At 56.7% G+C, this 25,738-nt stretch carries 24 protein-coding genes; 17 read left to right on the top strand and 7 right to left on the bottom strand.

Features of this window, described 5'->3' with window-relative positions; translation table 11 throughout:
- From ACR0M9_RS11420 to ACR0M9_RS11455, 8 genes are all read left to right on the top strand, one after another.
- Positions 1–1,569: an L-aspartate oxidase gene (locus tag ACR0M9_RS11420; protein ID WP_480773630.1), complete on the top strand. Its 1,569-nt coding sequence runs from the start codon at positions 1–3 to the stop codon at positions 1,567–1,569.
- A complete protein-coding gene (gene nadC, locus ACR0M9_RS11425; protein WP_480483640.1) occupies positions 1,566–2,414 on the top strand; it encodes a carboxylating nicotinate-nucleotide diphosphorylase in 849 nt (282 codons plus the stop codon). Before ACR0M9_RS11420 ends, nadC begins: the two co-directional genes overlap by 4 nt.
- Before the next feature lie 114 nt (positions 2,415–2,528).
- Positions 2,529–3,509, top strand: coding sequence for a biotin synthase BioB (gene bioB, locus ACR0M9_RS11430; protein ID WP_209507670.1), 981 nt, complete (start codon positions 2,529–2,531; stop codon positions 3,507–3,509).
- Positions 3,506–4,639, top strand: a complete 1,134-nt coding sequence (locus ACR0M9_RS11435) for an 8-amino-7-oxononanoate synthase (RefSeq protein ID WP_480773631.1) — start codon at positions 3,506–3,508, stop codon at positions 4,637–4,639. Before bioB ends, ACR0M9_RS11435 begins: the two co-directional genes overlap by 4 nt.
- Complete coding sequence (gene bioD, locus ACR0M9_RS11440) at positions 4,636–5,256, top strand: dethiobiotin synthase (RefSeq protein WP_480773632.1); 621 nt, start codon at positions 4,636–4,638, stop codon at positions 5,254–5,256. The genes ACR0M9_RS11435 and bioD overlap by 4 nt, the downstream gene beginning before the upstream one ends.
- Positions 5,253–6,539 carry an adenosylmethionine--8-amino-7-oxononanoate transaminase gene (bioA, locus tag ACR0M9_RS11445; protein WP_480773633.1) on the top strand — a complete coding sequence of 429 codons (1,287 nt, stop codon included), beginning with the start codon at positions 5,253–5,255 and terminating at the stop codon, positions 6,537–6,539. Before bioD ends, bioA begins: the two co-directional genes overlap by 4 nt.
- The gene (locus ACR0M9_RS11450) at positions 6,536–7,156 is read left to right on the top strand and encodes a pimeloyl-ACP methyl esterase BioG family protein (protein ID WP_480773634.1); all 621 of its coding nucleotides are present in this window, start codon (positions 6,536–6,538) and stop codon (positions 7,154–7,156) included. The genes bioA and ACR0M9_RS11450 overlap by 4 nt, the downstream gene beginning before the upstream one ends.
- Entirely contained in the window at positions 7,153–7,908 is a 756-nt protein-coding gene (locus ACR0M9_RS11455; RefSeq protein ID WP_480773635.1) for a methyltransferase domain-containing protein, read from the top strand. Before ACR0M9_RS11450 ends, ACR0M9_RS11455 begins: the two co-directional genes overlap by 4 nt.
- A gap of 124 nt (positions 7,909–8,032) precedes the next feature.
- Here ACR0M9_RS11455 and ACR0M9_RS11460 read toward each other — a convergent pair whose 3' ends face one another.
- From ACR0M9_RS11460 to ACR0M9_RS11470, 3 genes are all read right to left on the bottom strand, one after another.
- A complete protein-coding gene (locus ACR0M9_RS11460; protein WP_480560230.1) occupies positions 8,033–8,959 on the bottom strand; it encodes a carbohydrate kinase family protein in 927 nt (308 codons plus the stop codon).
- A 39-nt stretch (positions 8,960–8,998) separates the two neighbouring features.
- Entirely contained in the window at positions 8,999–10,048 is a 1,050-nt protein-coding gene (locus ACR0M9_RS11465) for a glucokinase (RefSeq protein WP_480560232.1), read from the bottom strand.
- A gap of 91 nt (positions 10,049–10,139) precedes the next feature.
- Complete coding sequence (locus tag ACR0M9_RS11470; RefSeq protein ID WP_480773636.1) at positions 10,140–10,427, bottom strand: family 1 glycosylhydrolase; 288 nt, start codon at positions 10,425–10,427, stop codon at positions 10,140–10,142.
- 62 nt (positions 10,428–10,489) lie between these two features.
- On the opposite strand from ACR0M9_RS11470, the gene ACR0M9_RS11475 reads away from it, so the two are divergent.
- The 9 genes from ACR0M9_RS11475 (at position 10,490) to ACR0M9_RS11515 (ending at position 21,428) form a co-directional block, all read left to right on the top strand.
- Complete coding sequence (locus tag ACR0M9_RS11475) at positions 10,490–11,239, top strand: sugar phosphate isomerase/epimerase family protein (protein ID WP_480773637.1); 750 nt, start codon at positions 10,490–10,492, stop codon at positions 11,237–11,239.
- A complete protein-coding gene (locus ACR0M9_RS11480; RefSeq protein ID WP_480773638.1) occupies positions 11,239–12,285 on the top strand; it encodes a LacI family transcriptional regulator in 1,047 nt (348 codons plus the stop codon). Before ACR0M9_RS11475 ends, ACR0M9_RS11480 begins: the two co-directional genes overlap by 1 nt.
- Before the next feature lie 22 nt (positions 12,286–12,307).
- Entirely contained in the window at positions 12,308–13,057 is a 750-nt protein-coding gene (locus ACR0M9_RS11485; protein ID WP_480487386.1) for a basic amino acid ABC transporter substrate-binding protein, read from the top strand.
- 66 nt (positions 13,058–13,123) lie between these two features.
- Positions 13,124–14,770 carry an amino acid ABC transporter permease gene (locus ACR0M9_RS11490; protein WP_480773639.1) on the top strand — a complete coding sequence of 549 codons (1,647 nt, stop codon included), beginning with the start codon at positions 13,124–13,126 and terminating at the stop codon, positions 14,768–14,770.
- Entirely contained in the window at positions 14,767–16,752 is a 1,986-nt protein-coding gene (locus ACR0M9_RS11495; RefSeq protein ID WP_480773640.1) for a beta-galactosidase, read from the top strand. The genes ACR0M9_RS11490 and ACR0M9_RS11495 overlap by 4 nt, the downstream gene beginning before the upstream one ends.
- Before the next feature lie 124 nt (positions 16,753–16,876).
- A complete protein-coding gene (locus tag ACR0M9_RS11500) occupies positions 16,877–18,001 on the top strand; it encodes an extracellular solute-binding protein (RefSeq protein WP_209507630.1) in 1,125 nt (374 codons plus the stop codon).
- A 116-nt stretch (positions 18,002–18,117) separates the two neighbouring features.
- Positions 18,118–19,230: an ABC transporter ATP-binding protein gene (locus tag ACR0M9_RS11505; protein ID WP_480483654.1), complete on the top strand. Its 1,113-nt coding sequence runs from the start codon at positions 18,118–18,120 to the stop codon at positions 19,228–19,230.
- A 12-nt stretch (positions 19,231–19,242) separates the two neighbouring features.
- Positions 19,243–20,163: an ABC transporter permease gene (locus ACR0M9_RS11510; RefSeq protein WP_209597330.1), complete on the top strand. Its 921-nt coding sequence runs from the start codon at positions 19,243–19,245 to the stop codon at positions 20,161–20,163.
- The gene (locus tag ACR0M9_RS11515) at positions 20,160–21,428 is read left to right on the top strand and encodes an ABC transporter permease (protein WP_480483655.1); all 1,269 of its coding nucleotides are present in this window, start codon (positions 20,160–20,162) and stop codon (positions 21,426–21,428) included. The genes ACR0M9_RS11510 and ACR0M9_RS11515 overlap by 4 nt, the downstream gene beginning before the upstream one ends.
- A gap of 42 nt (positions 21,429–21,470) precedes the next feature.
- Here ACR0M9_RS11515 and ACR0M9_RS11520 read toward each other — a convergent pair whose 3' ends face one another.
- The 4 genes from ACR0M9_RS11520 to ACR0M9_RS11535 are packed head-to-tail and all read right to left on the bottom strand — an operon-like array spanning position 21,471 to position 25,736.
- Positions 21,471–23,387, bottom strand: coding sequence for a beta-galactosidase (locus ACR0M9_RS11520; RefSeq protein WP_480773641.1), 1,917 nt, complete (start codon positions 23,385–23,387; stop codon positions 21,471–21,473).
- Positions 23,384–24,244, bottom strand: a complete 861-nt coding sequence (locus ACR0M9_RS11525) for an SMP-30/gluconolactonase/LRE family protein (protein WP_480773642.1) — start codon at positions 24,242–24,244, stop codon at positions 23,384–23,386. The genes ACR0M9_RS11520 and ACR0M9_RS11525 overlap by 4 nt, the downstream gene beginning before the upstream one ends.
- Positions 24,241–24,846 carry a 2-dehydro-3-deoxy-6-phosphogalactonate aldolase gene (locus ACR0M9_RS11530; protein WP_480773643.1) on the bottom strand — a complete coding sequence of 202 codons (606 nt, stop codon included), beginning with the start codon at positions 24,844–24,846 and terminating at the stop codon, positions 24,241–24,243. The genes ACR0M9_RS11525 and ACR0M9_RS11530 overlap by 4 nt, the downstream gene beginning before the upstream one ends.
- Positions 24,843–25,736 carry a 2-dehydro-3-deoxygalactonokinase gene (locus tag ACR0M9_RS11535; RefSeq protein WP_480773644.1) on the bottom strand — a complete coding sequence of 298 codons (894 nt, stop codon included), beginning with the start codon at positions 25,734–25,736 and terminating at the stop codon, positions 24,843–24,845. Before ACR0M9_RS11535 ends, ACR0M9_RS11530 begins: the two co-directional genes overlap by 4 nt.
- Between the last annotated feature and the right edge of the window lie 2 nt (positions 25,737–25,738).

Genomic DNA, 25,738 nt, shown 5'->3' on the forward strand with positions numbered 1-25,738 from the left:
ATGACCAAAGTCACCACGGATCGCGTCATTATTGTGGGGGCTGGCATCGGCGCGCTTTATGCAGCATTGAAGCTCGCGCCGCGGCCAGTGGTTGTAATCTCACCCGATGTTTTGGGCGAAGGTGCAAGTTCCTCATGGGCGCAAGGCGGTGTGGCCGCGGCAATGGATTTGTCGGATAGCCCGGAAAGCCACAGCCTGGACACCGTCAAGGCTGGCGCAGGAATAGTCGTTCCGGCCGTTGCCGATCTGGTCACGCGCGAGGCTCGGCAATATATCCTTGACCTGACGACATTGGGCACACCATTCGATCGCACCAAGGATGGCAGTTACGTGTTGTCACGCGAAGCGGCGCATAGCTTCGCCCGTGTCGTACGGGTGAAGGGGGATCAGGCAGGTAGTGAAATCATGGCTGCCCTGATCGAACGGGTGCATGAAACGCCCTCGGTTCAGGTGTTGGAAGGTGTCTTTGCCACGGCGCTGGACGTATCAAACGGTCGGGTGACAGGTGTCACGGTTCAGGACGCATCAGAAACAGGGTCCGAGCCCGTTACGATCTGCGGGCCTGCTGTGTTGCTTGCCGGGGGTGGCTCTGGCGGGTTGTATGCCTTGACGACCAATCCGGCACGCATTCGCGGGCAGGTCATCGGGATGGCCGCACGTGCTGGTGCGCTTATTGCTGACGCCGAATTCGTTCAGTTTCATCCGACGGCAATGGATGTTGGTGAAGATCCGGCACCGCTGGCAACCGAAGCGTTGCGCGGCGAAGGGGCAACCCTGATCAACAATAAGGGTGAGCGGTTCATGTTATCCGTTCACCCGGACGCGGAACTCGCCCCGCGAGACATTGTTGCGCGTGCGATTTTTGCCGAAGTGCAGGCAGGCAACCGACCCATGCTGGACACCCGCACCGCATTGGGCTCGAAGATAACGGACTTGTTCCCGGCAGTTGCTGAATACTGCGCGCGCAATGGTATCGACCCGGTCAACGAACCGATTCCGGTCGCACCGGCAGCGCATTATCACATGGGTGGTATTGCCACCGACACTGACGGTCGCGCGACACTTGACGGGCTTTGGGTCTGCGGCGAGGCATCTTCGACCGGCCTTCACGGCGCCAACCGGCTGGCCTCGAACGGGCTGCTTGAGGCGCTTGTCTTTGCGCGCATCTGCGCCGAAAGCATCGGGGCATCCGTTCCGGTGGTGTCAAATGCCGACCCCGTTACATTGCAGTTTGTCCATGTGGTGACTCCAGACACGACAAGGGCTATCCAGGAGTTGCGCGAAACCATGACGCGCGACGTTGGTGTTGTCCGGGACCGGACGGGCCTAATCCGTGCTCTGCAAACTATTGCGCATTTGGAGGCGCAGCACGATGCCTGCCCGTCATTTTGCAACATGTGTGCCACCGCGACCCTGATCGCTGCTGCTGCTTTGTACCGTGAAGAAAGCCGCGGTGCACACAAGCGATCCGATTTTCCAAAAGCCAATGATGGGCCCGGAGAGCGGTTCCGGATGTATTTGTCCGAAGCAATGAGCATTCGGGCCAAAGCCTGCGAGGAAGTGTCATGACATATGCGATCCTGCCAGATCTGATCCTGGAACCCATGGTCCGCGCTGCGCTGATGGAGGATCTGGGAAGCTACGGTGATGTGACAACTCGCGCGGTTATTCCGCAGGAAACAACCTATACAGCCAGACTGAACGCGCGCGAAAACGCCGTCGTGTCGGGGATGCAGGTCGCCGCAATCGCGTTCCGGCTTGTGGACCCGTCGCTTGAGGTTGACGTGCGGATCAACGATGGTTCGCGTTGCGCACGCGGTGATACACTGATGACCATCAAGGGCTCTGCCGCATCGATCCTGTCCGGCGAACGTGTCGCTCTGAACTTTGCCGGGCGCCTGACGGGTATTGCCACAAAGACAGCCGCATTTGTGGAGCAGACCAACGGCACTACGGCCCGCATGACCTGCACGCGCAAAACCACGCCAGGCCTGCGCATCGTGGAAAAACAGGCCGTGCTGCACGGTGGCGGTTTCAACCACCGCTATTCCTTATCAGATGCGATCCTGATCAAGGACAACCACATTGCTGCGGCAGGCGGTATCCGTCAGGTTCTTGAAGCCGCCAAGGCGCAGGCCAGTCACATGATGGCGGTCGAGATTGAAGTTGATCGACTGGACCAGCTTGCCGAAGTGCTGGACGTTGGCGGTGCTTCAGTGGTTTTGCTGGACAACATGGACAATGACATGCTGCGAGAAGCGGTTGCCATGGTGGGCGGGCGGTTGAAGACCGAAGCCAGCGGCAATGTGACGTTGGAACGGGTCGCATCAATTGCGGCGACAGGGGTGGATTACATCTCGTCCGGTGCCTTGACGCATTCCGCCCGCACCGTCGATCTGGGGCTCGATTTCTGAAGGCGCGGCATTTCCGCTTGATTTATGATCGTTTGCGCCAACACAGTTGCGTATTCAAGTTTTATCGATAATAAATCCACAGCAACGCAAGCTGCAGAAAGTTTTATAGATAAAATGATCATCCCACACTCCGGCTGGACCCGTAAAACTGCGCAAGCTATTCACGATCTTCCGTTGATGGATCTTTTGTTTCGTGCGCAGACCGTGCATCGCGAAAACTTTGATCCGAACCAGATCCAGACCTCGAAGCTATTGTCGATCAAGACTGGTGGCTGCGCCGAGGATTGCGCCTATTGCTCGCAATCAGCCCGCAATGGATCAACCTTGCCCGCGTCGAAGCTGATCGAGGTTCAGCGCGTTCTTACCGAGGCCAAGAAAGCTCGCGATGGCGGCGCGACCCGGTTTTGCATGGGGGCGGCGTGGCGCGAGCCAAAGGCGCGCGATATGGATGCGCTGGTCGCGATGGTCGAGGGCGTCAAGGAACTGGGTATGGAAACCTGCATGACGCTGGGTATGCTCGACGACACCCAGGTGGTGCAGCTGCGCGATGCCGGTTTGGACTATTACAATCACAACATCGACACCTCGGAACGTTATTACTCCGAAGTCATCACCACCCGTACTTTTGCGGATCGGATCGATACGATGAACCGGGTGCAGGAAGCCGGGATCAAGGTTTGCTCGGGCGGCATTCTCGGGATGGGTGAACATACTGGCGACCGTATCGACATGTTGCTGACATTGGCCAACATGACGCCTCCACCTGACTCGGTGCCGATCAATATGTTGATGCCGCAGGCCGATACCCCGCTTGCCGACGCCGAGCCGATCGATCCGATCGACTTTGTGCGGATCATTGCAACGGCCCGCATTCTGATGCCCAAGTCCTATGTGCGGCTTTCGGCCGGACGCAGCGACATGAGTGACGAGATGCAGGCGATGTGCTTTTTCGCCGGTGCCAACTCGATCTTTGTTGGCGAAACGCTACTGACAGCAGAAAACCCCGAAGAAGACACCGACGCGGTCCTGTTTGCCAAACTTGGCCTGCAAGCTGAAAAAGCCGAAACGCGAAACTGCACGGAAGCTGCCGAATGAAAGCAGTCAACCGACTGGAATCGATGCTTGATGCGCTTCAAGCCCGGCACCGCCGCCGGGCCTTGATCCCGACGCAAGGGCTGGATTTCGCGTCGAATGACTATCTGGGTCTTGCCGGTTCTCAAGTGTTACAGCGCGCGGCACATGATGCGCTGTCGCGGGGTGTGCCTGTAGGTTCGGGAGGTTCACGTCTGTTGCGGGGCAACCACCCTGAACATGAAGCACTGGAAAAGGAAGCGGCTGCATTCTTTGGAGCTGAGGCCGCGCTGTTCATGGGAGGCGGGTTCCAGGCCAATCAGGCAATCTTCTCCACGTTGCCTGCGGCTGAGGATTTGGTCCTTTATGACGCGCTGGTCCACGCGAGCGCCCATGAAGGTATGCGGTCCAGCCGCGCGGATCTGCGTGCCTTCCGTCACAATGATGTTGCGGATGCACGCAACGTATTGCGCGACTGGCAATCTTCAGGCGGTTCGGGTCAGGTCTGGATTGCGGTCGAAAGCGTGTATTCCATGGAAGGTGACCTGCCGCCGCTGGAAGACCTGTCCGTACTTGCGCGCGAAGCTGATGCAGTTTTGGTTGTTGATGAGGCCCACGCCACCGGCGTTTTCGGAGAGCGAGGCCGGGGTCTTGCGCATGACCTGAACGCTGATCTGCTAACATTGCATACCTGTGGTAAAGGGCTTGGTGTTTCAGGCGGGCTGATCTGCGGTCCGCGCGTGATGATAGATACCCTGATCAACCGTGCTCGTCCCTTCATCTTTGCGACCGCTCCGTCGCCTTTGAACGCTGCTCTGGTTCGTGCTGCGCTACGGGAACTGGCCGAGGATGTCAGTCTGGTTGAAGGCGCGCATGAACGTATGCGCCATGCCCATGACACCGCACGGGAACTGGGGTTGCCCGCAGCCGCGTTGAACAGCCAGATCATCCCGGTTGTACTGGGAGATGACGAGCGCACAATGGCGATGGCGGCCACTTTGCAGCAGCGGGGTTTTGACGTTCGGGGCATCCGCCCGCCCACTGTCCCAAAAGGCACATCCCGTTTGCGCGTCTCGATTACCGGAAATGTCACCCTTCAGGATATCACGGCCTTGTTCACCACTATCTCAATCTGTCAGTCGGAGGCCGCATGAGCGCGCTGATCGTTACCGGAACCGACACAGGTGTTGGAAAAACCGTGTTTTCGGCTGGTCTGGCGGCAGCGTTGCAGGCCCGGTACTGGAAACCTGTTCAGTCTGGTCTTGAGGATGTTACAGACACTGAAACCGTCAGCGCGCTGAGCGGTGCCGAGGTCCTGCCCGAAGCGTACCGGCTGAACATGCCCGCCTCACCGCATCTGTCTGCCGAAGACATGGGCGTTGAGATTGACCTCTCGCGTCTTGAAATTCCGAAAGTGGACGGGCCTCTGGTTGTCGAAGGGGCAGGGGGCCTCATGGTGCCGCTGAACCGCCAGTCCTTCTTTCTGGACGTGATTGCCGGATGGCAGGCTCCGGTTGTTCTTGTTGCGCGCACCGCCTTGGGAACGATCAACCACACCACATTGTCTCTAATGGCGCTTCGGGCTGCTGGCTGCGAGGTTGTCGGCGTCGCATTCGTGGGTGACCCCGTGCCGGACGTAGAGCAAACCATCGTCGAGATGTGTAAAGTGCATCATTTGGGACGCCTGCCATTTCTGAGCGACCTGACACCGCAGTGCCTGAACAGCGCATTTTCGGCAATCGATGTGGCGACCATTCGGAGGTTCCTGTGACCCCGTTGGAATTTGATGCGCGCCATCTGTGGCACCCTTATACACATGTGCTTGAACCCGGCCCGATGCACCTGATTACCGGGGCAGAAGGTGTCTGGCTTACGCGTGCTGATGGCATCAGAATGATCGACGCAATGTCGTCCTGGTGGTGTACGGTGCATGGCCACAGGCACCCGGCCATCATCGATGCGATGCAAAAGCAGCTGAATACACTGCCGCATGTGATGTTTGGCGGTCTGACCCACGAACCCGCCGTGGAACTCGGGCGCAGGTTGGTCGACCTTCTGCCAGATGGCCTGGATCGCATTTTCTACAGCGACAGCGGCTCGGTCGCGATTGAAGTCGCGTTGAAGATGGCAGTCCAGTACCAGATTGCCAAAGGCCGGGGCGAACGGTCTGAATTTGCCACGATCCGGGGTGGCTATCATGGCGACACGTGGAAGGCGATGAGCGTTTGTGATCCCGTCAACGGGATGCATGGTCTGTTTCGCGGTGCGTTGTCGATCCAGCACTTTCTGCCACGCCCTCACATCCAGTTCGGCAATGTGTGGCTCGACGATCCTTCCGAGAACGGGTTGGAGGCGCTAGAGGCGTTGCTGAACGACAAAGGCAACAGGATTGCCGCACTGATCCTTGAACCGGTGGTGCAGGGCGCAGGTGGGATGTATTTCTATCACCCCGCATGGTTGCGCGGGGCGCGTGCTTTGTGTGATGCGCATGACGTTTTACTGATCTTTGATGAAATCGCGACTGGATTCGGACGCAGCGGCGAAATGTTTGCAATGGATCACGCGGGGGTGGTTCCGGATATCCTGTGTCTTGGTAAGGCGCTGACCGGTGGGCATATCACCTTGGCCGCCACTATCGCGACCGAGACCGTCGCTCGCGGGATCGGTGAAAGCGAGGCCGGAGTTTTGATGCACGGTCCCACCTACATGGCCAACCCTTTGGCTTGTTCGGCAGGGGTGGCGAGCCTTGACCAGTTACAACAGCGAAACTGGAAGCAGGAAGTTGCATCACTCTCGCAGCAGATGAAGGCCGAACTCGCCCCCGCGCGCAATCTGCCCGGTGTTGCAGATGTTCGCGTGCTTGGCGCAATCGGCGTTATCGAGATGGAAGAGCGAGTCGACCCCTCCATCGCACATGGATTGGCCGCGGAAACCGGTGTTTGGCTGCGCCCGTTCGCTCGCAATATTTATTGCATGCCTCCCTATGTCATTTCACCTGACGAACTGAGCAGGGTAACGTCTGCGATGCTTGCTCTGGTTGGGGGACACAAATGAAAAGCCGTTGGCTGGCGCGATCAGGTGACAGTACTCTGACCCTTGTGTTCGGTGGATGGGCATTGGGCGATGCTCCGTTCCGGGGTCTTGCGGGGGGCGGGAATATCCTGTTGGTGGAAGGTTACACCAGCCTCGATGATCCCCTGCCTGATCTCGCCCGTTTCGATCACATAGATATGCTGGCCTTTTCCTTTGGTGTCGCGTCGGCTGCGCATTGGCTGGCGTGCTCGGGCTTTCGTCCCGACCGTTTGATCGCCATCAGCGGCACTTTGCACCCGGCGTGCCCGGAACGTGGCATTGCGCCCGACATGATCAAGGAAACGGCGGCTCAGCTTTCAGAGCGCAGCTTTGCCAAGTTCTGCCGCCGTGCGGGGTTGCTAGGCGAGCCCCCGGAACTGGACATCGCAGCAGCACAACAGGAGCTATTTGCCGTGATCCAACGTGGGTCTGCCCCTGATCCGGGTTTTGACAGGGTGTGGATACCCACAAACGACCGGATCATTCCGACAGCGGCCCAAGATGCCGCATGGGCCTCAACCTCGGCCCGAGTCGAACATGTTGCGGGGCCGCACGTACCATTCCTACGGGGGCAAAGTTGGGCGAGTTGGGTATCATGACAGCGCAACTGGCAGACAGGGTGCAGCGGAGCTTTAGCAGAAGTTTTCAAACCTACCACGACACGGCAAGTCAACAAGCCTGGGTTGCAGGCAAGCTGGTGTCCGAACTGCGTCGTGCCGGAGTCCCGGACCGCTTTGAAACTGTCTTCGAGCTGGGATGTGGCACAGGGCATCTGACCCGTCTGATGCGACAAAAATTTCACCTGCCAAACCTCATATTGAACGACATCGCGCCGCAGGCTCAGGCAACGGCGGATGCGGAACAGGCCACGTTCATTGCCGGTGATGCGCGTGAAGTTCACTGGCCTTCCCGGATTGATCTGATCGCCTCGGCTTCGATGATCCAATGGATGGCAAGCCCGTTGCAATTGCTTCACAAAGCGATGGACGCGCTGGAGCCCGGCGGGTGGTTGGCGGTTTCGGGTTTTGGCCCTCAGCAATATCAAGAGCTTAGTCAGATTGGATCAACTGCGCGTGCACCGGGACTTACTACGCCGACTGCTCTTGCCGCTGCTGTCGACGGCCCGATGCAGGTATTGGCCGTTGGTGAAAGCCTGAGGCAAACCTATTTCGATACGCCCCGCGAGGTACTTAGGTATTTGCGAAGAACAGGTGTAAACGGCAGGGCGCAAGGGACATGGACCAAGTCCACGCTGGCTCGGTTCGAAAACGAATACGCTAAGGAGTTCGGCACGGATCGCGGGGTCTCACTGACATATCATCCCGTGTGGATCATTGCCCGGAAGCGATAGGTGCTTATTCTGCCGTGGCCAAACGTAATTTGTGAGCCTGCCAGACGGTCGCAATCTCCGCAGCCACGGCCCTCGGCCTTGAAGCGATTGTCACCAGTTCGTTTTTTCGGGTTTTTGCAGGCAATCAAATCTCATGTGCCCAGGGCGGTTCTGCCCCGGCGCGTGATACTGTTACGGCGGCAACAGTTGCGCCCAACGCCATGGCCGCCCGCAAGCTTTCGGAGGTCAGATTGCGCAGCCCTTGCTTTGTCAAATGCCCTGCGCGGCTGAGTTCAGTCAGAACACCAGCGTTAAACGTGTCGCCCGCGCCGATTGTGTCGACAACCTGAACAGGTTTCACAGGAACCGAAACCTTGGATCCGTCGGCCAGGTACCCATTCGCCCCGTCGCCACCCCTGGTCACGATGAGGGCTGACGGACCGGTCTGCAACAAAAGAGACGCTTTAGCCGCCTCGGGTTCGGCTCCCGGGATGATCCAGTCAAGATCTTCGTCTGAAACCTTCACAATATCGGACTGCGCAATCATGCGGTTCAGACGGGTTCGATACCGGGTCTGATCCTTGATGAAGCCCGGTCGGATATTCGGATCCAACATCACTGCGCGATCCGCTCCGTGGCGATTCAGAAGGGAGGCATAAGCATCCGCGCAGGGTTCACATGCCAGGCTGATACCCCCAAGATACAAGGCGGACACGGCTGTAAGCTGGTCCGGCATGTCCTCGGGTTGCAGCATTCGTCCGGCGGTGTTTTCATCAACAAAGCTGTAAGTGGCGTGACCATCTTTAAGCTGTACAAAGGCAAGGGTCGTGGGGCGGTTAGAGACAATCACATGTGACGTGTCAACATGGCTTGAATTCAGCGCCTTTGTAATTTGTTGGCCAAACATGTCAGACGACACACCGGTCAGCATTCCGACGGAAACACCCAGACGACCGACTGCGACCGCCGTGTTCAATATCGCCCCACCTGTGTGCGGTACAAATCCTTGTGCGCCCGACACTGTCGGCTCGGAAATCATGTCGATCAGGGCTTCACCACAGCACAGGATCATTTCGTAGTCCTTTTCAGAATTTTTCGTCAGGAAGACTTGCTATCGCATCAAAGCGTTCTTGCAGAAATTGTTCGCCCCGATGATGCCGAATTCTGCTTGCTCGGACACATAAAGGTTCAATGAGCGGCGCAGTTCGCTGAAACGGCCACCGCCGTTGAACGCCTCTCTGAACTCATCACCGAATAACCAGCGGTTCTTTTCTGCGACACCGCCAACAAGAAATACTCCGCCTGCAGGCATCAGTGTGACGGCCATGTCGCCCATCAAAGCCCCCAGATGGGTGTTGAACATCCGAGCGGCCTGTACCGCGATGGGGTCAGAACGGTCGCGGGCATCAAGCAGAATGTCTTTCGCCGAGCGCGTTGGTGTCTGCATATGGCCTGCCGCCAGCCCGATCGCCTGATAGAGGATAGGCAAGCCCGTACCGCTCAGGAACATTTCAGCTTCCAGCGCGAGGCTGTCACCAAAAAAACACTCAGGCGCAATGCTGCGGGCTGCTTCAAAGATGTCAACTTCGTCGCGGTGACGCGGATACAGGCCCACATGCCCACCTTCGCCAGAGACTGTGTGATAGTGGCCCTCGGAAAACAGCAACGCCCCCACGCCAAGCCCTGTGCCGGGGCCCACCACCAATCGCGTGCCTGCGGGCGGTGTCGCGTGACCTTGCAAGACGGCAACATCTTTCTGGGTTACTTCAGCCACCGACCACGCTGCAGCGGTGAAATCATTAATTACAAACGTATGACTGGCACCAGTGGCCTTTGCCAATTCGGCCTCGGACAGGTCCAGATTGGCATTTGTCAGCCGAATCGTGCCGTTCCGGACAGGGCCCGCACCCGCCGCCACGACCGCCTGTGGATTTGTTCCGATTTCATCCCTAAGCGCGTGAAACGCTTCCAGCAGATCTTCCAGTGTCCCCGTTGGGCGCTTGCGCAGGTCTGTCAGCTCTCCGTTCGTTACCACGCCCAGCCGCGTGTTGGTGCCCCCTATGTCAGCAACCAGATTCCAATGCTCATGCACTGCACTGGATGGTTGCGCTAACGGCTGAGAGACGTTCTGACCCCCGGAAAGGGCAGGCTTGAGCGCCATGAAAGACGCTTTGGGTGTTCTCTCAAGCGTTTCAAAATTCACGTCCACCAGTCCAAACCTTTTTCCACATCCCAAGGCCCATTCGCATTTGTCACAGCAGTGACCAGACAAAACAGCCCTTTACCGGAACATCTTGTGCCAAAGCGTCCCTTACGGCAGCCAGGTGTCGGTTGAGATAATCTATACGATCATCATTCTGAAGACGTTCCCCGCTCGCCATACCGTTTTCGGTGATACAGATTGGTAGCCCGCTCGTATAGCCCTTCATTGTTTGGATCTGAAATCGGTTGAAAAAAAAGGCTCGATTGCCCACCCCATCTGGGTTTTGGGCAAAGGTTCGGAGCCCCTTCTCAGGGCTGGCCATACAGATCGCAACCATACGGCGCTTGACAAGGGTGCAGCTCGTAATTCACCCTAATTGAAACGTTTCAATGGTGAAGGATGCGAGTTTCTGCCCAACTCTACACAGTGCGGCAATGCGGTGATCTTGCAGATCAACTGCAATTGGTTGCGAACTGCGGGTATTCAGATGTCGAAACCACCGGCTTGCATGGCCTGACCCCCGCTCAGATGGCGGGCATTATTATCGGGTCAGGCCTTAATGTTCGGTCAGCACATTTTGATTGGGAAGAGTTTGAAGGGCGTTTTACGGATATCGTCGAAGTATTAAACCTAATGGAATGCCGGGTGGCTGTCATGCCTTGGCTGGCGCCCCAGGTGCGGCCCGACACTGAAGAGGGATGGAGGGCGGTGTCGGGCCAGTTGTCCAAATGGGCAAATCAGCTGACAGATCATGATATCAGCCTAGCGTATCACAATCATGATTTTGATCTTATCGGTGAGGCTGGTGACACACCTCTTGACCTGATCCTTGCCGGCGGAGATGTCTTTTGGCAACCAGATATCGGTTGGCTGGTTGCGGATGGTCTGGATCCGGCGGACGCGATCCGCCGCCACGCCAATCGAATCCTGTCCGTGCATGCAAAGGATATCGACCCAGCAGGCGGAACAGGTGACGCGCGCTGGCGCGATTTGGGCGAAGGCGTAGTTGACTGGAACGCAACCCTGCGTGCACTTGCCTCGACCAACTGCACGGACCTGTTTGTCGAACATGACGAAACCGATGATCACGTGCGCACCCTGCAAACGGGTCGGTCATTTTTGACGGAACAACTGGCAGGGTTTGGGTGATGGCGCGGGCGACGATTAAATCGATTGCCAGAAGTACCGGGTATTCGGTTGGCACAGTCTCGAATGCCTTGCGGGGTTCCGTTTCGGTAAAACGGGAAACCCGGGAAGAGATTCAAAAAGTTGCGTCGGATCTGGGATACCGGGTGAATCTGGATGGCCTGAAGCTACGCACCAATAAATCCTATAGAATCGGGGTCATGGTCAGTGTTTCGAACGATGCTGCGGAAGAGTGGGAAGGTGTAGAGTTTACGCGTATTCTAGCCGGTATATCCAATGCGCTAATAGGAACACGCTATCAGTTGAGCGTATTCAGCACATGTGATGGCGAGGCTGCGGTGCAGACGTTGAAGTCCATCGTGCAGGAAGGGCAGGCTGATGGCGTGATCTTTTCCGGCACACGTGTTCATGATGAACGCGTCGCGTATCTGCAGGGGCAGGGCTTTCCTTTTGTCACATACGGCATGAGCGACAGCCCCCAACCGCATCCTTATGTGGATCTCGACAGTCAGGCAGCGGCTTATGATGCCACCGCCAGGCTGCTTGGGCTGGGGCATCGCCGCATCGCTTTGATAAACCCGCCGGATGACCTGATCTATGCGCAGCAACGCCGCAGGGGTTATGCTGATGCGCTGTCAGAATGCGGTGTGGAGTTCGACCCGACACTGGTTTCCACCGGCCCGACCACCGCGGAATCCGGTCAGCAGAAATTTGCTACGCTTATGGAGTTGCCGAAACCGCCGAGCGCCATCATCTGCGCTAATGAGGCCATAACCCTTGGGGCGCTGTCAGCTGCCGATAAAGCCGGAGTGCAGGTTGGAAGGGACGTTGTGGTCATCTCGAACGACGACTTGAAGCTCAGCCAGTATTTTGTACCGCCACCCAGCACTTATTACTTGCCGATTGCTGAAACAAGCCGTCTGCTGGGTGAGTTCATGTTGAAAGCTTTGGACGGGGTCGATCCGTCCGAGATTCAGAAAAAGATCAGGGCCACATTGATCGAGCGACAACCTGACACCCCGGCGCCGGATGCGGCGCAGACCACCTGATCCAACAAAGGAGTACCTGAACATGATTAAAAACCTACTTGCCGCTGCCACACTCACGACACTTATGGCTCCAGCGGTTATTGCTGCCGACCTGGAAGGTCGTGTTCTGAAAATCGGAACCGATGCGACATACCCACCGATGGAAACCGTGGATGAAACAACCGGAGAGATCGTGGGCTTTGACGTCGATGTGATGAATGCGATCTGTGAGAAGGTCAATTGCGTTCCCAACTTCGTAAACACCGCCTGGGACGGTATCTTTGCGGCTCTTCAGCAGGGCGAGTTCGATCTGGTTATCTCGGGCGTGTCGATCACCCCGGAACGCGAAGAAACCATGGATTTTTCCGAGCCTTACATCGTTGTCAGCCAGGCCATTCTGTTGCAGGTCGATAATGCTGACATGACACTTGAGGATTTCAAAGCCGGTGGCCAGAAACTGGCCGCGCAAACCGCGACGACCAACGCCCAATTGGCGGAAGAGCTTGTCGGGCGCGAGAATGTCAGCCTTTACGACAACTTCTCGGCCGCCATTCTGGCGCTTCAGAACGCAGACGTCCAGGGCGTGATCATCGATGGCACATCGGCGGCGGCCTACGAACAGGAATTTGCGGGCGAATTGACTGTTGGCATCACAGGCCTGCAATCCGACCCGTTAGGCATCGTGTTTCAGGAAGGCGATCCGACAGTGGATGCAATTAACGCTGGTCTGAAAGCCATTCAGGAGGATGGAACGCTGGACGAGCTGACAGCCAAGTACTGGGGCACCAACTGATCCATTAGCGCCCTTTTTTGGTCCGGCGGCCAGTGCCGCCGGGCCTTGTCATAGCGGAGAAGTTCCATGTCGCGCCTCAGCACGATCCGCCCGAGTAACCTGGTGTTGCTCGCAGCAGCGCCCTTTATTATCTACTTGTTCGCCACATCCTCAAAATACTTGCGGTCTCTGGTCGCAATTCTGGGGATCGGCACAGATGCGGGGGCCATCTTTGTTGGATTTCTGCTGATTGCGAGCGTTGCGATCCTTGGATATCTTTGCGCACGCTACGTGCGGTTTTCACAAAACTCCCCCGGCTGGTTGCGGCTCTGCGCGCTTGCCGCGTTACCGGCTGCTGCGGCGCTTTTGGTCATCAGCTTTGTTTCTCCTCAACTTCTGATGCCATTTGCGGAGTCGGTCTTCTTTCATGCGCTCAGCGAAAACACCTCGCCCCTCATCGATCGGTCCAATCAGACCTGGGTACTGTTTCCGGACGTGATCGCCAGGGTTCAGACGGGGTTACAGGTTTTCCTGGCGGTTTACGCAGCTGTAGTCGCGCTTTGCCTATTGTCGGCACGTTTGCAGCCACCCTGGCGCGGGCGCGTCTTGTTGGGGTTGGAGAGTCTCACAGGCGCAGTACTGTTTTATCTCATGTTCATGGCTCATTGGCAGTTCGCGACCGGGGTGGCCATTACTTTCCGCGCGGCCATCTTTGCCTATGTCTTCGCGGCCATTCTTGGTTTGGTCTGGGTCGGGTTGCAATCGTTTAAGCCAAAGGCGCGTACTACGGTCGTCTATGGTTCGATCAGTTTGGCATTGCTGGCAGCCTCGGCCTTTTTCTTCATGCAGCCGCAGGTCAGCTTTGTTCTGGTGGGCAGCACCGAGGGGCGTATCGCGGTTGTGCGCGGCACGCCGCAGGCGCAGGCTGACATTATCCGGTTTGGCGAGTTCGAGGGGGCCGGCGGTCAGCAATATCGCATTCGCAGCGCAACCGATGCCACTGCCGCGCTTGAACAAATCGAAACGGTCGACAGTGTCTCGGGCGCTTTTATCCCGGAGGAGGCGCATTCGCAAGGTTATCCGGTCCTGTGGCAAACAAGATTTCTACCCGACAAGTACCGCAATCCAGCCCTGGCATTTGCCGTGCTCGGGTTTTTGTTGCTGACACTGACCATCGGCGGGGCTCAGCATAAGCTGCATCCGCTTGCGGTCGGGGCCGAGTTTTTCGTGGATACGATACGTGGCATTCCGATGCTGGTGATCATTCTTTATATCGGTTTGCCGCTGGCGGGCGCAGTCAAGGATGTTACCGGCGGCGGTATCGATATGACCAATATGACACGGGGGATTATCGCGATCTCGGTTGGTTATTCCGCCTATATGGCCGAAATTTTCCGGTCCGGGATCGAGGCGATACCAAAAGGCCAATTGGAAGCGGGCAGCTCTCTGGGTTTGTCGCGATGGCATACGGCGCGGCTTATCGTTCTGCCGCAAGCCCTGCGGATTGTAACTCCACCGCTTGGCAATGAGTTTATCGCGATGATCAAGGACACGTCATTGCTGTCAATCCTGTCCGTCCGCGACATGACCCAGAGGATGCGAGAATTTCAGGCGGCCAGCTTTCTGCCCTTTGCTCCCTTCAACACGGCGGCAATCCTGTATGTTGTCCTCACACTCGGCTGCGCCAGTTTCTTGAAGTGGATCGAACGACGCACAGCAAAGGACACACGATGAGCGCGCTGGAACTTGGGGTTTGTTACTACCCCGAACAGTGGAACCCTTCGCAATGGCGAGACGATGCCGCCCGAATGGCAGATATGGGGTTGGATTGGGTGCGGATTGCTGAATTCACCTGGGGCCTGATCGAACCCGCGCGCGGTCAGTTCCACTGGGGCTGGCTGGATGAGGTGATTGAGATTTTGGGGCAAGCCGGTCTGCGGGTCATGATGTCCACCCCAACAGCCGCCCCCCCAAAATGGTTGATCGATGAGTACCCCGAAATCCTGCCTGTAGGGCCGGATGGTCGGGTCAGAGGGTTCGGTTCGCGCAGGCATTATTGTTTTTCCAGTGATGTTTATCTGACCGAGGCGCAAAGGATCGCAACCGAATACGCTCGCAGATATGGTCAGAATTCGTATGTACAAGCGTGGCAGATCGACAATGAGTATAACGACCACGATACAGTTCTCAGCTATTCCGATGCCGCGCGGACTGGTTTTCAGAACTGGTTGGAGGAACGATATGGTGCAATCAACGTATTGAACGACGCGTGGGGAACCGTTTTCTGGGGGTCGCTTTACTCACGGTTTGGTCAGATCGAACTGCCCAACGGGCTGGTCGCCATGCCCAATCCAGCCCACGCGCTGGATTTCGCGCGCTATTCTTCAGAGCGGGTTCGGCTGTTCAACAAAACGCAGGTGGATGTTCTGCGCAAATATGCGCCGGGCCGGGATATCACCCATAACTTTATGGCAGGCAGTTTCGAGTTCGATCACCACGTCGTGGCTGCTGATCTGGATATTGTCGGGTTCGACAGTTACCCGCTGGGGAACCTATTGGGCTCTTCCCTTTCGGATGAAGAAAAGCGCCGTTATCTGCGCACCGGCGCACCGGACTATCAGGGATTTCATTGTGATTTATATCGCAGTCAGGGGCGCGGTCGGATGTGGGTTCTGGAACAGCAGCCGGGTCCGGTAGATTGGGCCGATAAGAACCCCTCTCCGGCAGAGGGGATGGTTCGGCTTTGGACCTGGGCGGCCTATGCACATGGCGCGCAAGCCGTGATGTTCTTTCGCTGGCGACAGGCAAAATCTGCTCAAGAACAATACCATACAGCGATATTGCGGTCAGATGGCAGCCTGGATCAGGCCGCTGTTGAATTGGCCCAGATCGTGAAGGATCGCGCCATTTTGCCACCCGAGAGGCGGGCAAAAGCGCGGGTTGCAATGCTGCTGGATTATACCTCGATCTGGGCGGCGGATATCCTGCCGCATGACAGGGATTTCCCCAATGTCCAGATTTTTCGCGAGTGGCACACTGCTATTCGTGGTTTTGGGGTCGATCTTGATTTTGTTGGCCCTGAAGATGAACTGAGCGACTATGCCCTCATCGTATTACCGCAAAGCATGATCGTGACGGCTGACCTTGCAGACAAGCTTGACGCTTCGGGAGCCAAGATACTGATAGGTGCCCGTTCCGGCAGCAAGACATCCGGGATGAACACTCCTTCCAATCTGGCTCCGGGCGAACTGGCAAAGTTAACAGGTATCCGTGTCACGCGCGTCGAATCACTCCCTTCACTTGCGCAGGAGGCTGTGATTCTTCCCGATGGTCAGCAACTCGAATTCACGGGCTGGCGTGAAATCGTCGAAACCAAAGAGCACGTTTTGGCCCGCTTCAAGAGCGCTTATTGCGATGCCAGCCCGGCGGTCATCCGTTCTGACCGCACGACCTATCTGGCAATGGTTCCGCGTAATGAGCTTTTGCAAGCGATTGTCGGTGAGGTACTGAACTGGGCTGGGATAAATGCAACGCCTTGCGATCCCGATTTGCGCATAACCCAACGCGGCTCGACCTACTACGCGTTCAACTTCAGTGACGTTTCAAAGCCTTTGCCTGTTGGCCTTGCACGTCAAATTTTGCTTGGTTCAGATCCGGTCAATCCAAAGGACATTACCGTTTGGCAGGAGAATGCGGCGCCTCATAATTCAGCTTAGACGTGTCAAATCGCGAAACTGGACATAAGATTTTCGCAAACTGTCACTTTTGGACTGACGGATGGGCGCAGAAAGTCCTATGAATAGAAAACAAAAAAATCGAGTCCAACAACGGGAGAACACTATGGTTACCAAATCATCACTTTCCAGACGCACTGTTTTGAAAGGAGCGGGTGCCGCTGCACTTGCCGCGCCTCTTTACAGCAAGAGCGCACTGGCGTCGTCCGGTGAAATCAACATCCTGATGTGGTCGGATTACCTGCCGCCCAGCTTTATCGAAGAGTTTGAGACCCTTACCGGCATCAAGGTGAACTACACCGGGATCGGCTCAAACGAAGAAATCATCAACAAGATGAAGGCAACCAAAGGTCAGGGCTTTGACATCGTCTCACCGACCAACAACCGCTCGTTGCAGTGGGAGCCGCTGGAGCTGTTGCAGCCCTTTGACATGAACAAGGTTCCGGTCGACTTGGTGAACCCTGCCATGGCCAAAATCGGTACGGATGCTTGGAACTTTGGCGGCGCCGGGGTCCACTGGTTGCCGCATATCTGGGGCACCGAAGGTATTGCATACCGCACCGACTTGTGGCTGCCGGCTGGGGATGCACCATCCTATGGCGACGTCTGGTCGGAAGAAAACGCAGGCAAGACCATGGGCCGCGCGCATTCGATGATGCTTGGCGCTGGTCTTTACATGGAGCGTTCCGGCGAGATGGAGCCGGGTTCGGTCTGGGCCGCATATGGCGATGAAGAAACCATGCGCAAGGTCTGGGGACAGATCACCGACTGGTGCATTGCACGTAAGGATCGCATCAAGCTGATCTGGAACGACGCCGACACGCAGAAGAACGGCCTTCTGAACGAAGGTGTTGTTGTCGGTCAGACCTGGGACGGTCCGCCACTGGCACTGAAATCGGCTGGTGAACCGGTGCACTATCAGGCGCCTATCGAAGGGGCGATGGCATGGGTTGACGGGATGTCGATTCCATCTGGTGCGGCGAATATCGACCAGATCTATGCCTTCATCGACTTCGCCTATCAGGCCAAACCTGCCGGTGTTGCCATCGACAGCCACGGGTACAACTCTCCTGTTCTGGGGGCTGACCAGTATTCTGGCGACACCTACAAGAAGAACTTTGCCGAGGCCTATCCGGGCGACTCGCTGGCCAACCTCAACCCGTGGCCGGCCGAAGCACCATGGTATGCTGAAACGCGGACCGAGTTCGTCAACAAGTTCAAGAGCGCATAAGCGATCTGAAACCATGCCCCTCGCGTTCTGCGGGGGGCAACAATCTGTGCGCCGCTCCGGCGTAACGGAAAGCTATGTGGTGTGGTGACAGCACACACCTCAGGGAGATACCAAAAATGAGTGCAGGGGTCGGAGTCGATCTGGAAAACCTGTGGATCCGTTTCGGTGACTTCGTCGCCGTGCGCGATGCAAACGTCAATATAAACGGGGGCGATTTCTTTTCGTTCCTCGGGCCCTCGGGTTGCGGAAAAACAACGATCTTAAGGGCTGTTTCCGGCTTTCTCGAGCCTAGCGAAGGCAATGTTCTGATCGGCGGCAAGAACATGCGGGGCATCGGACCTAACAAACGCCCCACTGCTCTGATCTTTCAGAACCTGGCGTTGTTTCCCTTGATGAAGGTCTGGGAGAACATCACGTTCTCGATGGAAATCAAAGGTGCCAGCAGCGCCGAACGGCGCAAGCGCGCTGATGCGCTTTTGGACATGATCGCGCTGCCGGGGCAAGGCGACAAACTTCCTAGCGAATTGTCTGGGGGTCAGCGTCAGCGAGTGGCCATCGCTCGCGCCCTTTGCGCCGAGCCGGATGTTCTGCTTCTTGATGAACCTTTGTCGGCACTTGACCTCAAACTGCGCCAGCACATGCGAACGGAACTGCGTGAGATACAGCAGCGTGTGGGCATTACCTTTATCTACATCACACACGACCAGGGCGAGGCACTGACCATGTCAGACAATATCGCCGTCATGCGTGCAGGTGTGATTGACCAGATTGCCGACGGTAAAACCATCTACAACGATCCCAACACGGCTTTCGCGGCCTCATTTGTCGGCGAAAACAACGTTTTCCGTGGCAAGATCAAACAGGTCATGGGCAACGAGGCGCTGATCTCGACCAACCGTTCGGGCGACCTGGTTGCACGGATATCGACCGCCAACCAAGGCAAGATGAAAGAAGGCGATAGTGCGATGATGTTCATTCGCCCCGAAGCTTTCGCCATTGCGCCCGAGGGGGCTTCGGGAGACCATTTTGTTACCGCGCGGGTCAACCACGAAGAATTCGAAGGCAACGTCTTCAATATCTTTACCGAAGGTGAAGGCGGAAAAGAGATCAAGGTGTCGATCCCGAACCATGGACAATCCTTCGAGGACCACACCGGACAGAACATCACGTTGGAATACAAGACGCATAATGCCGTCATCGTTCCTGCGGGTGAACTGGCTGCAGAATAAGGGGAAATACTCATGCCCCAGTTTCTGAAAGACTTCTTCAATCGCAACGGCACCGGCATGGGAGTGGCGATCCTGGGTCTGGTTCTGTTCTGGACCATCGGCCTGATCATCCTTCCGCAGCTGTCGATGTTGGACTTCTCGTTCCGTCCGAACCTGCCGCCGCCAGAGATCGGCGGACCCAAAGACGTATATACGCTAGAGAACTACAAATATCTGATTTATGGCCCCGAAGGCGGCAGTCAGGACTACAACACCGTTGATCTGAGGGTGTTTTTCCGAACTCTTGTGGCTGCGGTTTTTGTGACGGTTTTCAACCTGATCATCTGCTATCCGATTGCCTATTACCTGGGTCAGGCTGAAGGTAGCCATATTCGTATCTTTGCGATCATGCTGATCATCCCTTACTGGATCAACGAAATCCTGCGCGCCTTTGCGCTGCGCATCATCTTTGGGGAAACAGGTGTGTTGAACACGTTGTTCACGGGACTGGGCATCTGGGATACGCCGTTCGACTTCATTCGCAATGACATCGCGCTCTATGCGGGTCTGGGATACGCCTACATTCTGCTGATGATTTTCCCGATGTATAACGTGATTGAAAGTCTGGACAAAAACCAGATCGAAGCAGCACGCGACCTTGGGGCGCCGTGGTGGCGGATACATTGGCGTGTGGTCATTCCTTATGCCAAGCCGGGGATCAGCTCGGGCTGTACCATGGTCTTCATGTTGTCCGCCGGTGCGTTGGCTGCGCCGCAAATTCTGGGCGGGCCGTCCAGTCTGTGGTTCACCCAACTGATCTATCAGCAGTTCAATGACAACAACGACTGGCCACAGGGCGCCGCCTACGCGATCGTTCTGCTGGTCACTTGTATTCTGTTCGTGCTGGCCATGATGCGCCTGTTCAAAGTGAACATGGGGGATATCGGGAAATGAACAATTCCTTCCTCCGTATAAGCATCTGGGTCTATCTGGCGATCTTCTTCCTGTATCTGCTGGGCCCGCTTGTGATCATGTCGATCACCGCGTTCAACTCGTCCGGCTTCCCCCGAATGAGCCCATGGGAATGTCTGACATTCCAGTGGTTTGGCGAACTGTTTCAGGATCAGCGCATCCTGAACGGTATCAAGAACTCGCTGATCATCGGAATCGGCACAGTGATCCTGTCCGTGGCGATGGGTTTGGCAGGCGCGCTGATGCTGACCCAGATCTGGCCGAAGCTTCGCGCGACCTACTATACTGTCATCATCGCACCGATCCTGATCCCCGGTGTGGTACTTGGTATCTCGACGCTGGTCTTCTGGGACCGGATCAACCGGATGCTGGGGCTGGGTGCAGACAGCTTTCTGTCAAACGGCATCTTCCTGACGGTGATCGGCCAATCCACCTTCATCGCCAGTTACTGCATGCTGGTGCTAGTGGCGCGGTTGCAACGGTACGATGTTGCCTTGACCGAGGCGGCACTGGACCTTGGGGCCAGCCATGCACAGGCTTTCCGCAAGATCCTGCTGCCCTTCATGCGCCCTGCAATCGCCTCGGCAGCGGTGCTGGCATTCTTGGCCTCGTTCGAGAACTACAACACCACCACTTTCACCTTTGGTGAATACCCGACGCTGACGATTGAGCTGGCTCAGAAGGTTCGCTACGGTATCACGCCTGCGATCTCGGCGCTGGCATTCATCATCGTTGCGCTGACGGTTTTCTTCGCTCTGCTTAACGAAGCCAAGCTGAAACGTCAGGAACTGGTGGCCGCGGCGCGTAAGAACGCAACGGTCGAGGAACTGGCTGGAAAGATCAAGCTGCCCAGTTTCTTTGCCGGTAACATGGCCGCCGTGTTGTTGGTCGCATTTGCGGTTGTAACGATCACCGTTATCGGCACAGCGGCGACCTACAGTCCGGCGCAATGCATTGCCGATGTTCGCGAGCAAAAACAGCTGGAAGCGGAACAACGCATTCAGGAACTTCGCAAGCAGCGTGAGGAACGCCGCAAACAGCAGGAGGCGGAAAAAGCCGGGCAGGGTGATGCCCAAACCGCGCCAAAGCCGTCAAATAACAGCGGTTTTGGTAATGTCTTCGCTCCGAACTCGCTGGATGGTAGCGAGAATGAAAGCAACGAAGGTACTTCTGAATCCGAGAGTGAGCCATCCAACAACAGTGGTTTCGGAGGGGTGTTTGACCCCAACAGCCTGAAAAGCGACTAATGCTGTGCTAAGCGGCAACCAACGCAACTGCCCGGACAGGATTCAAATCTGTCCGGGCAGATTGCGCTTCAGGATTTTTACATCACAACCGCCGATGGTCGACCCGTTCCAGACCACCGGTTCAGCGTTATAGTTGATCAGGAACACGTGATCGGCTGTCTCACGCAGTCGCAGTCCTGGCGGCATTGGCTTCAGGCTCAATCCCGTTTCTTCCGCAGCCAGGCCGATGACGCGATCCCATAATATTTCGTTTGGGAAGCCTGCAAGATACCAGAGCCCGTCCCCTGCCATAAGCGCAGGCGCTCCGTCGTCAAAACTCAGAATTTCTTCGGCTGATCCTGAAAGGCGATCAATCCAATGTTGTACCGCGCCGCCACCTCGGACAGTCCGGTTGTTTGCGGGGGGCAGTGTTTCGACCAAATCCACGTTGCAATCCAACCCTTTCAGGCCAGGTCGACCGACGACGGGGATCTGGAAATCACGAGTAATTGCGCCGCTGCGCGGACCGAGGATGGCCAGATCCGAGTTGTCCGTTAACCTACGCTCCAAATCCGGGCCAATCGTTGCCAGTCCGGGGGCAAGGATCAGCGCATAATGCGCGGACAGGTCATTGGACGAAACGAAATCAATCGACAGCCCCGCGCGGCGCAATGCACGATAAGCTGAGAAGACCAACCGGAAATAGTCAAAGCCTGCTCCTTGCGGTAGCGATGTCCAAGCCCAGTCCGAGGGGTAATCAAACAGTATCGCAACCTTGGATTGCACCTGATACACCTCGCCCAATGTGGATAGCTCTCCCGCTGTCTGACGGGCCTCGTGCAAGGCAGGGGCAGGGCGATTGTCCGGTGTCAGCAAACCCGCGTGCATCTGTTCCTGTGCAAAGGGGGCTTGCCGCCACCGAAAATAGCTCACAACCTCAGCTCCGTGGGCGACAGCTTCAAGCGACCACAACCTTACCATTCCGGGCAAGGGTGCCGGGTTATAGGGCGCCCAATTCACCGGACCGGGTTGTTGCTCCATCACCCACCATCGGCCACGGCCCACTGCCCGGTAAAGATCATGGTGAAACGCCTGCATGTCCGGATCGCCTTGCTGAAGAAAGGCGGCCTTGTGGGCTTCCTCATATTCCAATCGGTCCGATAGAAATCCGATCGGATAACTGTCCCAAGTCGCAATATCCAGATCCGCGCCAACCTCGAAATGGTCGAAATCCAGAATACGGCCCATATAGTTATGCAACAGCGGCGCATCGGTTAAAGTTCGCAATACATCGACCTGAGCTTTGTTGAATGCCACAACCTGATCTGAACTGAACCGACGGAATGCCAGTACATGAGCAGGGTTCGGTTCGGTCACAGTTTGATTGGGTAGGTCAATCTCATCGAAGTTGCGATACTCCATTGACCAGAACACGTTTCCCCAGGCCTTGTTCAGTTGTTCTATGGAACTGTATTGAACAGCCAGCCAGCGCCTGAATGCGTTCAGTGCCGGGGTGCTGTAGCTGACGGTTGTGTCGTGACACCCATACTCATTATCGATCTGCCATGCCGCCACGTACGGGTTATGACCATAGCGCTCTCCTAAGACCCGTGCGATGCGGACACATTCATCGACATAGCCCTGGTAGCTAAAGCAGTAATGTCGCCGTGACCCGAATTTGCGCGTGTTTCCATGTGCATCCACAGCCAGCATGTCCGGATGTTTGTCCAGCATCCAACGCGGTGGTGTTGCTGTTGGTGTACCAAGCACGACTTTCAATCCTGCCGCGCCAAGTGTTTCAACCGCGCGATCCAACCATTCGAATTGCAGGGTTCCGGGGTGAGGTTCCAGCCGGTTCCACGCGAACTCTCCAATGCGTACCCACGAGATGCCGGTGTCCACCATGCGCGCGGCATCTTCCGCCCACATCGCCTCGGGCCAGTGTTCAGGGTAGTAACACACACCAAGTTCCGGCTTCATAATATGATCCTGTGTTCTGCCTGCCCTCGCCCCACGCTTGGCATTGCAAAGGTCATGCCGTTGGTGGGTTGGGATTCAATATCCGCGTTGCTCAACCCCTGGCGCGCTGAGGTGCAGAACAGCGTGCCTAAGCTGTCGCCACCAAAGGCCGGGCAGGAGGTATGTGACGCGTCGAAGGAAATGGCCTTTAGGAATTGACCTCTGGGCGTGTAGGCCGCGACACGTCCAATCCCCCATTGCGCGATCCAGATGTTCCCGTCGGCATCAACCACCGCACCGTCCGGGTTCAGGCCTTCTTTGCGTAGGTCCAGAAATACCGTGCTTTCCCCTTCGGGCCATCCGCTTTCTGCATTCAAGCTCCAGCGCCTGACCTGCCTCGTTTTCGTGTCACAGAAATAGGCCACGGATCGATCCGGGGGAAAACAGATTGCATTGGAAATCGTCACATCAGACACGAGACATCTGAGTGTACCTTTCCAGAACCGATAGATTGATCCGGCCCCGGCTTCAGCCTGTTTGCCCATCGTGCCGATCCAGAAACCGCCCCAAGGATCAGCGCGACCGTCATTCGAGCGGGTGATTGGGTTGTCTGCCTCGAGTGGCGTGACCAGCGCTCGATGCCCGGACTTCAAGTTAAACTGCCAAAGACCCGTTTCCGACGCCAAAAGCAGTGTATCGCGATCCACCCAGCCGGCGGCAGAGACATGTTCATCGAATTCCCAGCTTATCTGATTTACGCCTTCGCGCGCCATCAGGCGTTTGTTGAGAATGTCGAACCAGAATAGCTGTTGCCGAGCGGGGTGCCAAAGCGGACCTTCGCCCAACGCGCAGGGGCGGTCGTCAAAGACCGTGCTCATCCTGCCGCCCTGTCAAAGGCTGTAACGATCTGCCTCGCGCGTTTTGCGATTTCGACTGTGTCCATGCCGGGTTTGTACAGCGCTGATCCAATCCCGAATCCATCGGCACCAGCTTTGATCCATTGGTCGAAGTTTTCAGGTCCGGCACCACCGACGGCAAAGACGCGTGTTTTCTTGGGCAAGACGGGTCGAAGTGCGGCCAATCCTGCAGGGCCTGCCATGACGCCAGGAAACAGCTTTAGTCCTGTGGCCCCGGCTTTGAGAGCGGCAAAAGCTTCGGTCGGCGTGTAAACACCCGGCCAGCTTTGCATCCCCAACGCCACAGACCGTTTAATCACATCAGCATCATAGTTGGGTGACACGATCAGCCTGCCTCCGCCATTCCGGACGGCGTCCACCTGATCAACCGTCAATACAGTACCTGCGCCTATCAGGGCGTGACCTTCGAAGGCACGGGCCAGGATGGAAACGCTGTCGAGCGGATCAGGCGAATTGAGTGGAACTTCGATCCTGTCGATCCCTGCATCGATGATAACTCTACCAACCGCCTCGGCTTCCTGTGGTTGCAGACCACGCAGAATGGCGATGATGGGGCGGCTCATGCGATTTGCCTTGTCATGTTGCGCGCCAGCGCCAGCCCGGCCAGGGTTGTTTCGGTGGCGTTTGCAGTCTCAACAAAAGCGCCCTGTTGTCTCAGCGCTGCCGCATAGACCCGCGATACGGCTTCTGCGCCGATGATAGCCAGTTGTTGGCCCAGCCAATATGGACGAGTGGCGGCCAATTCAGCACCGATAAGCAGTCCGGACAGCCGTGCGCGCGCGATGTCTTTGTCCTGATCGTGCAGCAGGTCTGCAGCCCGCAAGCCGAACAGGCGCGCAGCCAACTGTTCGGGTTTGGACAATGTATCCGCCACAGCATCTGCAAAGGCATCTTCATCCCATCCTCCACCTATAGAATGCCGCAGAACAGATTGCGCACTTAACAAATCAAAAAGCTCTCCGGTCATGAGCGTCCGAAAGCTCACGATTTCACCTGCGCTGACCTGAACCCATTTCGTATGGGTTCCTGGAAGGCAGAGGACACCATCCCAGTTCTGGCGAGTTCCCAAAAATCCCGCGATTTGTGTTTCTTCGCCCCGCATCACATCCGGCGGGGTCAATTGCTTTAATCCGGGTATGACGAAGGCCCGGATGCGCGGGTCTGTGCTGGGAACACGGACCGGTACTTGCGGCAAGGGCTGCGACGGAACGGTAGAATAAGGTGCTTCGACCCAGCCTTGGCGTGCACCGACCATACCGCAGGCGATCACATCGATGGGGCCATCCTTCAGCCAGTTTTCAACAAGGTCCAACAGGGCGGTCTGGAAACTGCCTGTTCCGATACGTGCCATACCTTTGTCGGACTGCGCGCAGTCCAGAACCGTTGCCCCCTGCATGGCCCAGACCCGCAGGTGAGATGTGCCCCAATCAACGGCGATCCAGTCAGTATTCATTG

It is taken from the genome of Ruegeria sp. CH2 (assembly GCF_056537065.1).

What these genes read in the sequence shown, in the direction of transcription:
- ACR0M9_RS11420 (WP_480773630.1), top strand. Translation starts at nt 1, where the DNA reads ATGACCAAAGTCACCACGGATCGCGTCATTATTGTGGGGGCTGGCATC.
- nadC (WP_480483640.1), top strand. Translation starts at nt 1,566, where the DNA reads ATGACATATGCGATCCTGCCAGATCTGATCCTGGAACCCATGGTCCGC.
- bioB (WP_209507670.1), top strand. Translation starts at nt 2,529, where the DNA reads ATGATCATCCCACACTCCGGCTGGACCCGTAAAACTGCGCAAGCTATT.
- ACR0M9_RS11435 (WP_480773631.1), top strand. Translation starts at nt 3,506, where the DNA reads ATGAAAGCAGTCAACCGACTGGAATCGATGCTTGATGCGCTTCAAGCC.
- bioD (WP_480773632.1), top strand. Translation starts at nt 4,636, where the DNA reads ATGAGCGCGCTGATCGTTACCGGAACCGACACAGGTGTTGGAAAAACC.
- ACR0M9_RS11450 (WP_480773634.1), top strand. Translation starts at nt 6,536, where the DNA reads ATGAAAAGCCGTTGGCTGGCGCGATCAGGTGACAGTACTCTGACCCTT.
- ACR0M9_RS11455 (WP_480773635.1), top strand. Translation starts at nt 7,153, where the DNA reads ATGACAGCGCAACTGGCAGACAGGGTGCAGCGGAGCTTTAGCAGAAGT.
- ACR0M9_RS11460 (WP_480560230.1), bottom strand. Translation starts at nt 8,959, where the DNA reads ATGATCCTGTGCTGTGGTGAAGCCCTGATCGACATGATTTCCGAGCCG.
- ACR0M9_RS11465 (WP_480560232.1), bottom strand. Translation starts at nt 10,048, where the DNA reads ATGGCGCTCAAGCCTGCCCTTTCCGGGGGTCAGAACGTCTCTCAGCCG.
- ACR0M9_RS11470 (WP_480773636.1), bottom strand. Translation starts at nt 10,427, where the DNA reads ATGGTTGCGATCTGTATGGCCAGCCCTGAGAAGGGGCTCCGAACCTTT.
- ACR0M9_RS11475 (WP_480773637.1), top strand. Translation starts at nt 10,490, where the DNA reads ATGCGAGTTTCTGCCCAACTCTACACAGTGCGGCAATGCGGTGATCTT.
- ACR0M9_RS11480 (WP_480773638.1), top strand. Translation starts at nt 11,239, where the DNA reads ATGGCGCGGGCGACGATTAAATCGATTGCCAGAAGTACCGGGTATTCG.
- ACR0M9_RS11485 (WP_480487386.1), top strand. Translation starts at nt 12,308, where the DNA reads ATGATTAAAAACCTACTTGCCGCTGCCACACTCACGACACTTATGGCT.
- ACR0M9_RS11490 (WP_480773639.1), top strand. Translation starts at nt 13,124, where the DNA reads ATGTCGCGCCTCAGCACGATCCGCCCGAGTAACCTGGTGTTGCTCGCA.
- ACR0M9_RS11495 (WP_480773640.1), top strand. Translation starts at nt 14,767, where the DNA reads ATGAGCGCGCTGGAACTTGGGGTTTGTTACTACCCCGAACAGTGGAAC.
- ACR0M9_RS11500 (WP_209507630.1), top strand. Translation starts at nt 16,877, where the DNA reads ATGGTTACCAAATCATCACTTTCCAGACGCACTGTTTTGAAAGGAGCG.
- ACR0M9_RS11505 (WP_480483654.1), top strand. Translation starts at nt 18,118, where the DNA reads ATGAGTGCAGGGGTCGGAGTCGATCTGGAAAACCTGTGGATCCGTTTC.
- ACR0M9_RS11510 (WP_209597330.1), top strand. Translation starts at nt 19,243, where the DNA reads ATGCCCCAGTTTCTGAAAGACTTCTTCAATCGCAACGGCACCGGCATG.
- ACR0M9_RS11515 (WP_480483655.1), top strand. Translation starts at nt 20,160, where the DNA reads ATGAACAATTCCTTCCTCCGTATAAGCATCTGGGTCTATCTGGCGATC.
- ACR0M9_RS11520 (WP_480773641.1), bottom strand. Translation starts at nt 23,387, where the DNA reads ATGAAGCCGGAACTTGGTGTGTGTTACTACCCTGAACACTGGCCCGAG.
- ACR0M9_RS11525 (WP_480773642.1), bottom strand. Translation starts at nt 24,244, where the DNA reads ATGAGCACGGTCTTTGACGACCGCCCCTGCGCGTTGGGCGAAGGTCCG.
- ACR0M9_RS11530 (WP_480773643.1), bottom strand. Translation starts at nt 24,846, where the DNA reads ATGAGCCGCCCCATCATCGCCATTCTGCGTGGTCTGCAACCACAGGAA.
- ACR0M9_RS11535 (WP_480773644.1), bottom strand. Translation starts at nt 25,736, where the DNA reads ATGAATACTGACTGGATCGCCGTTGATTGGGGCACATCTCACCTGCGG.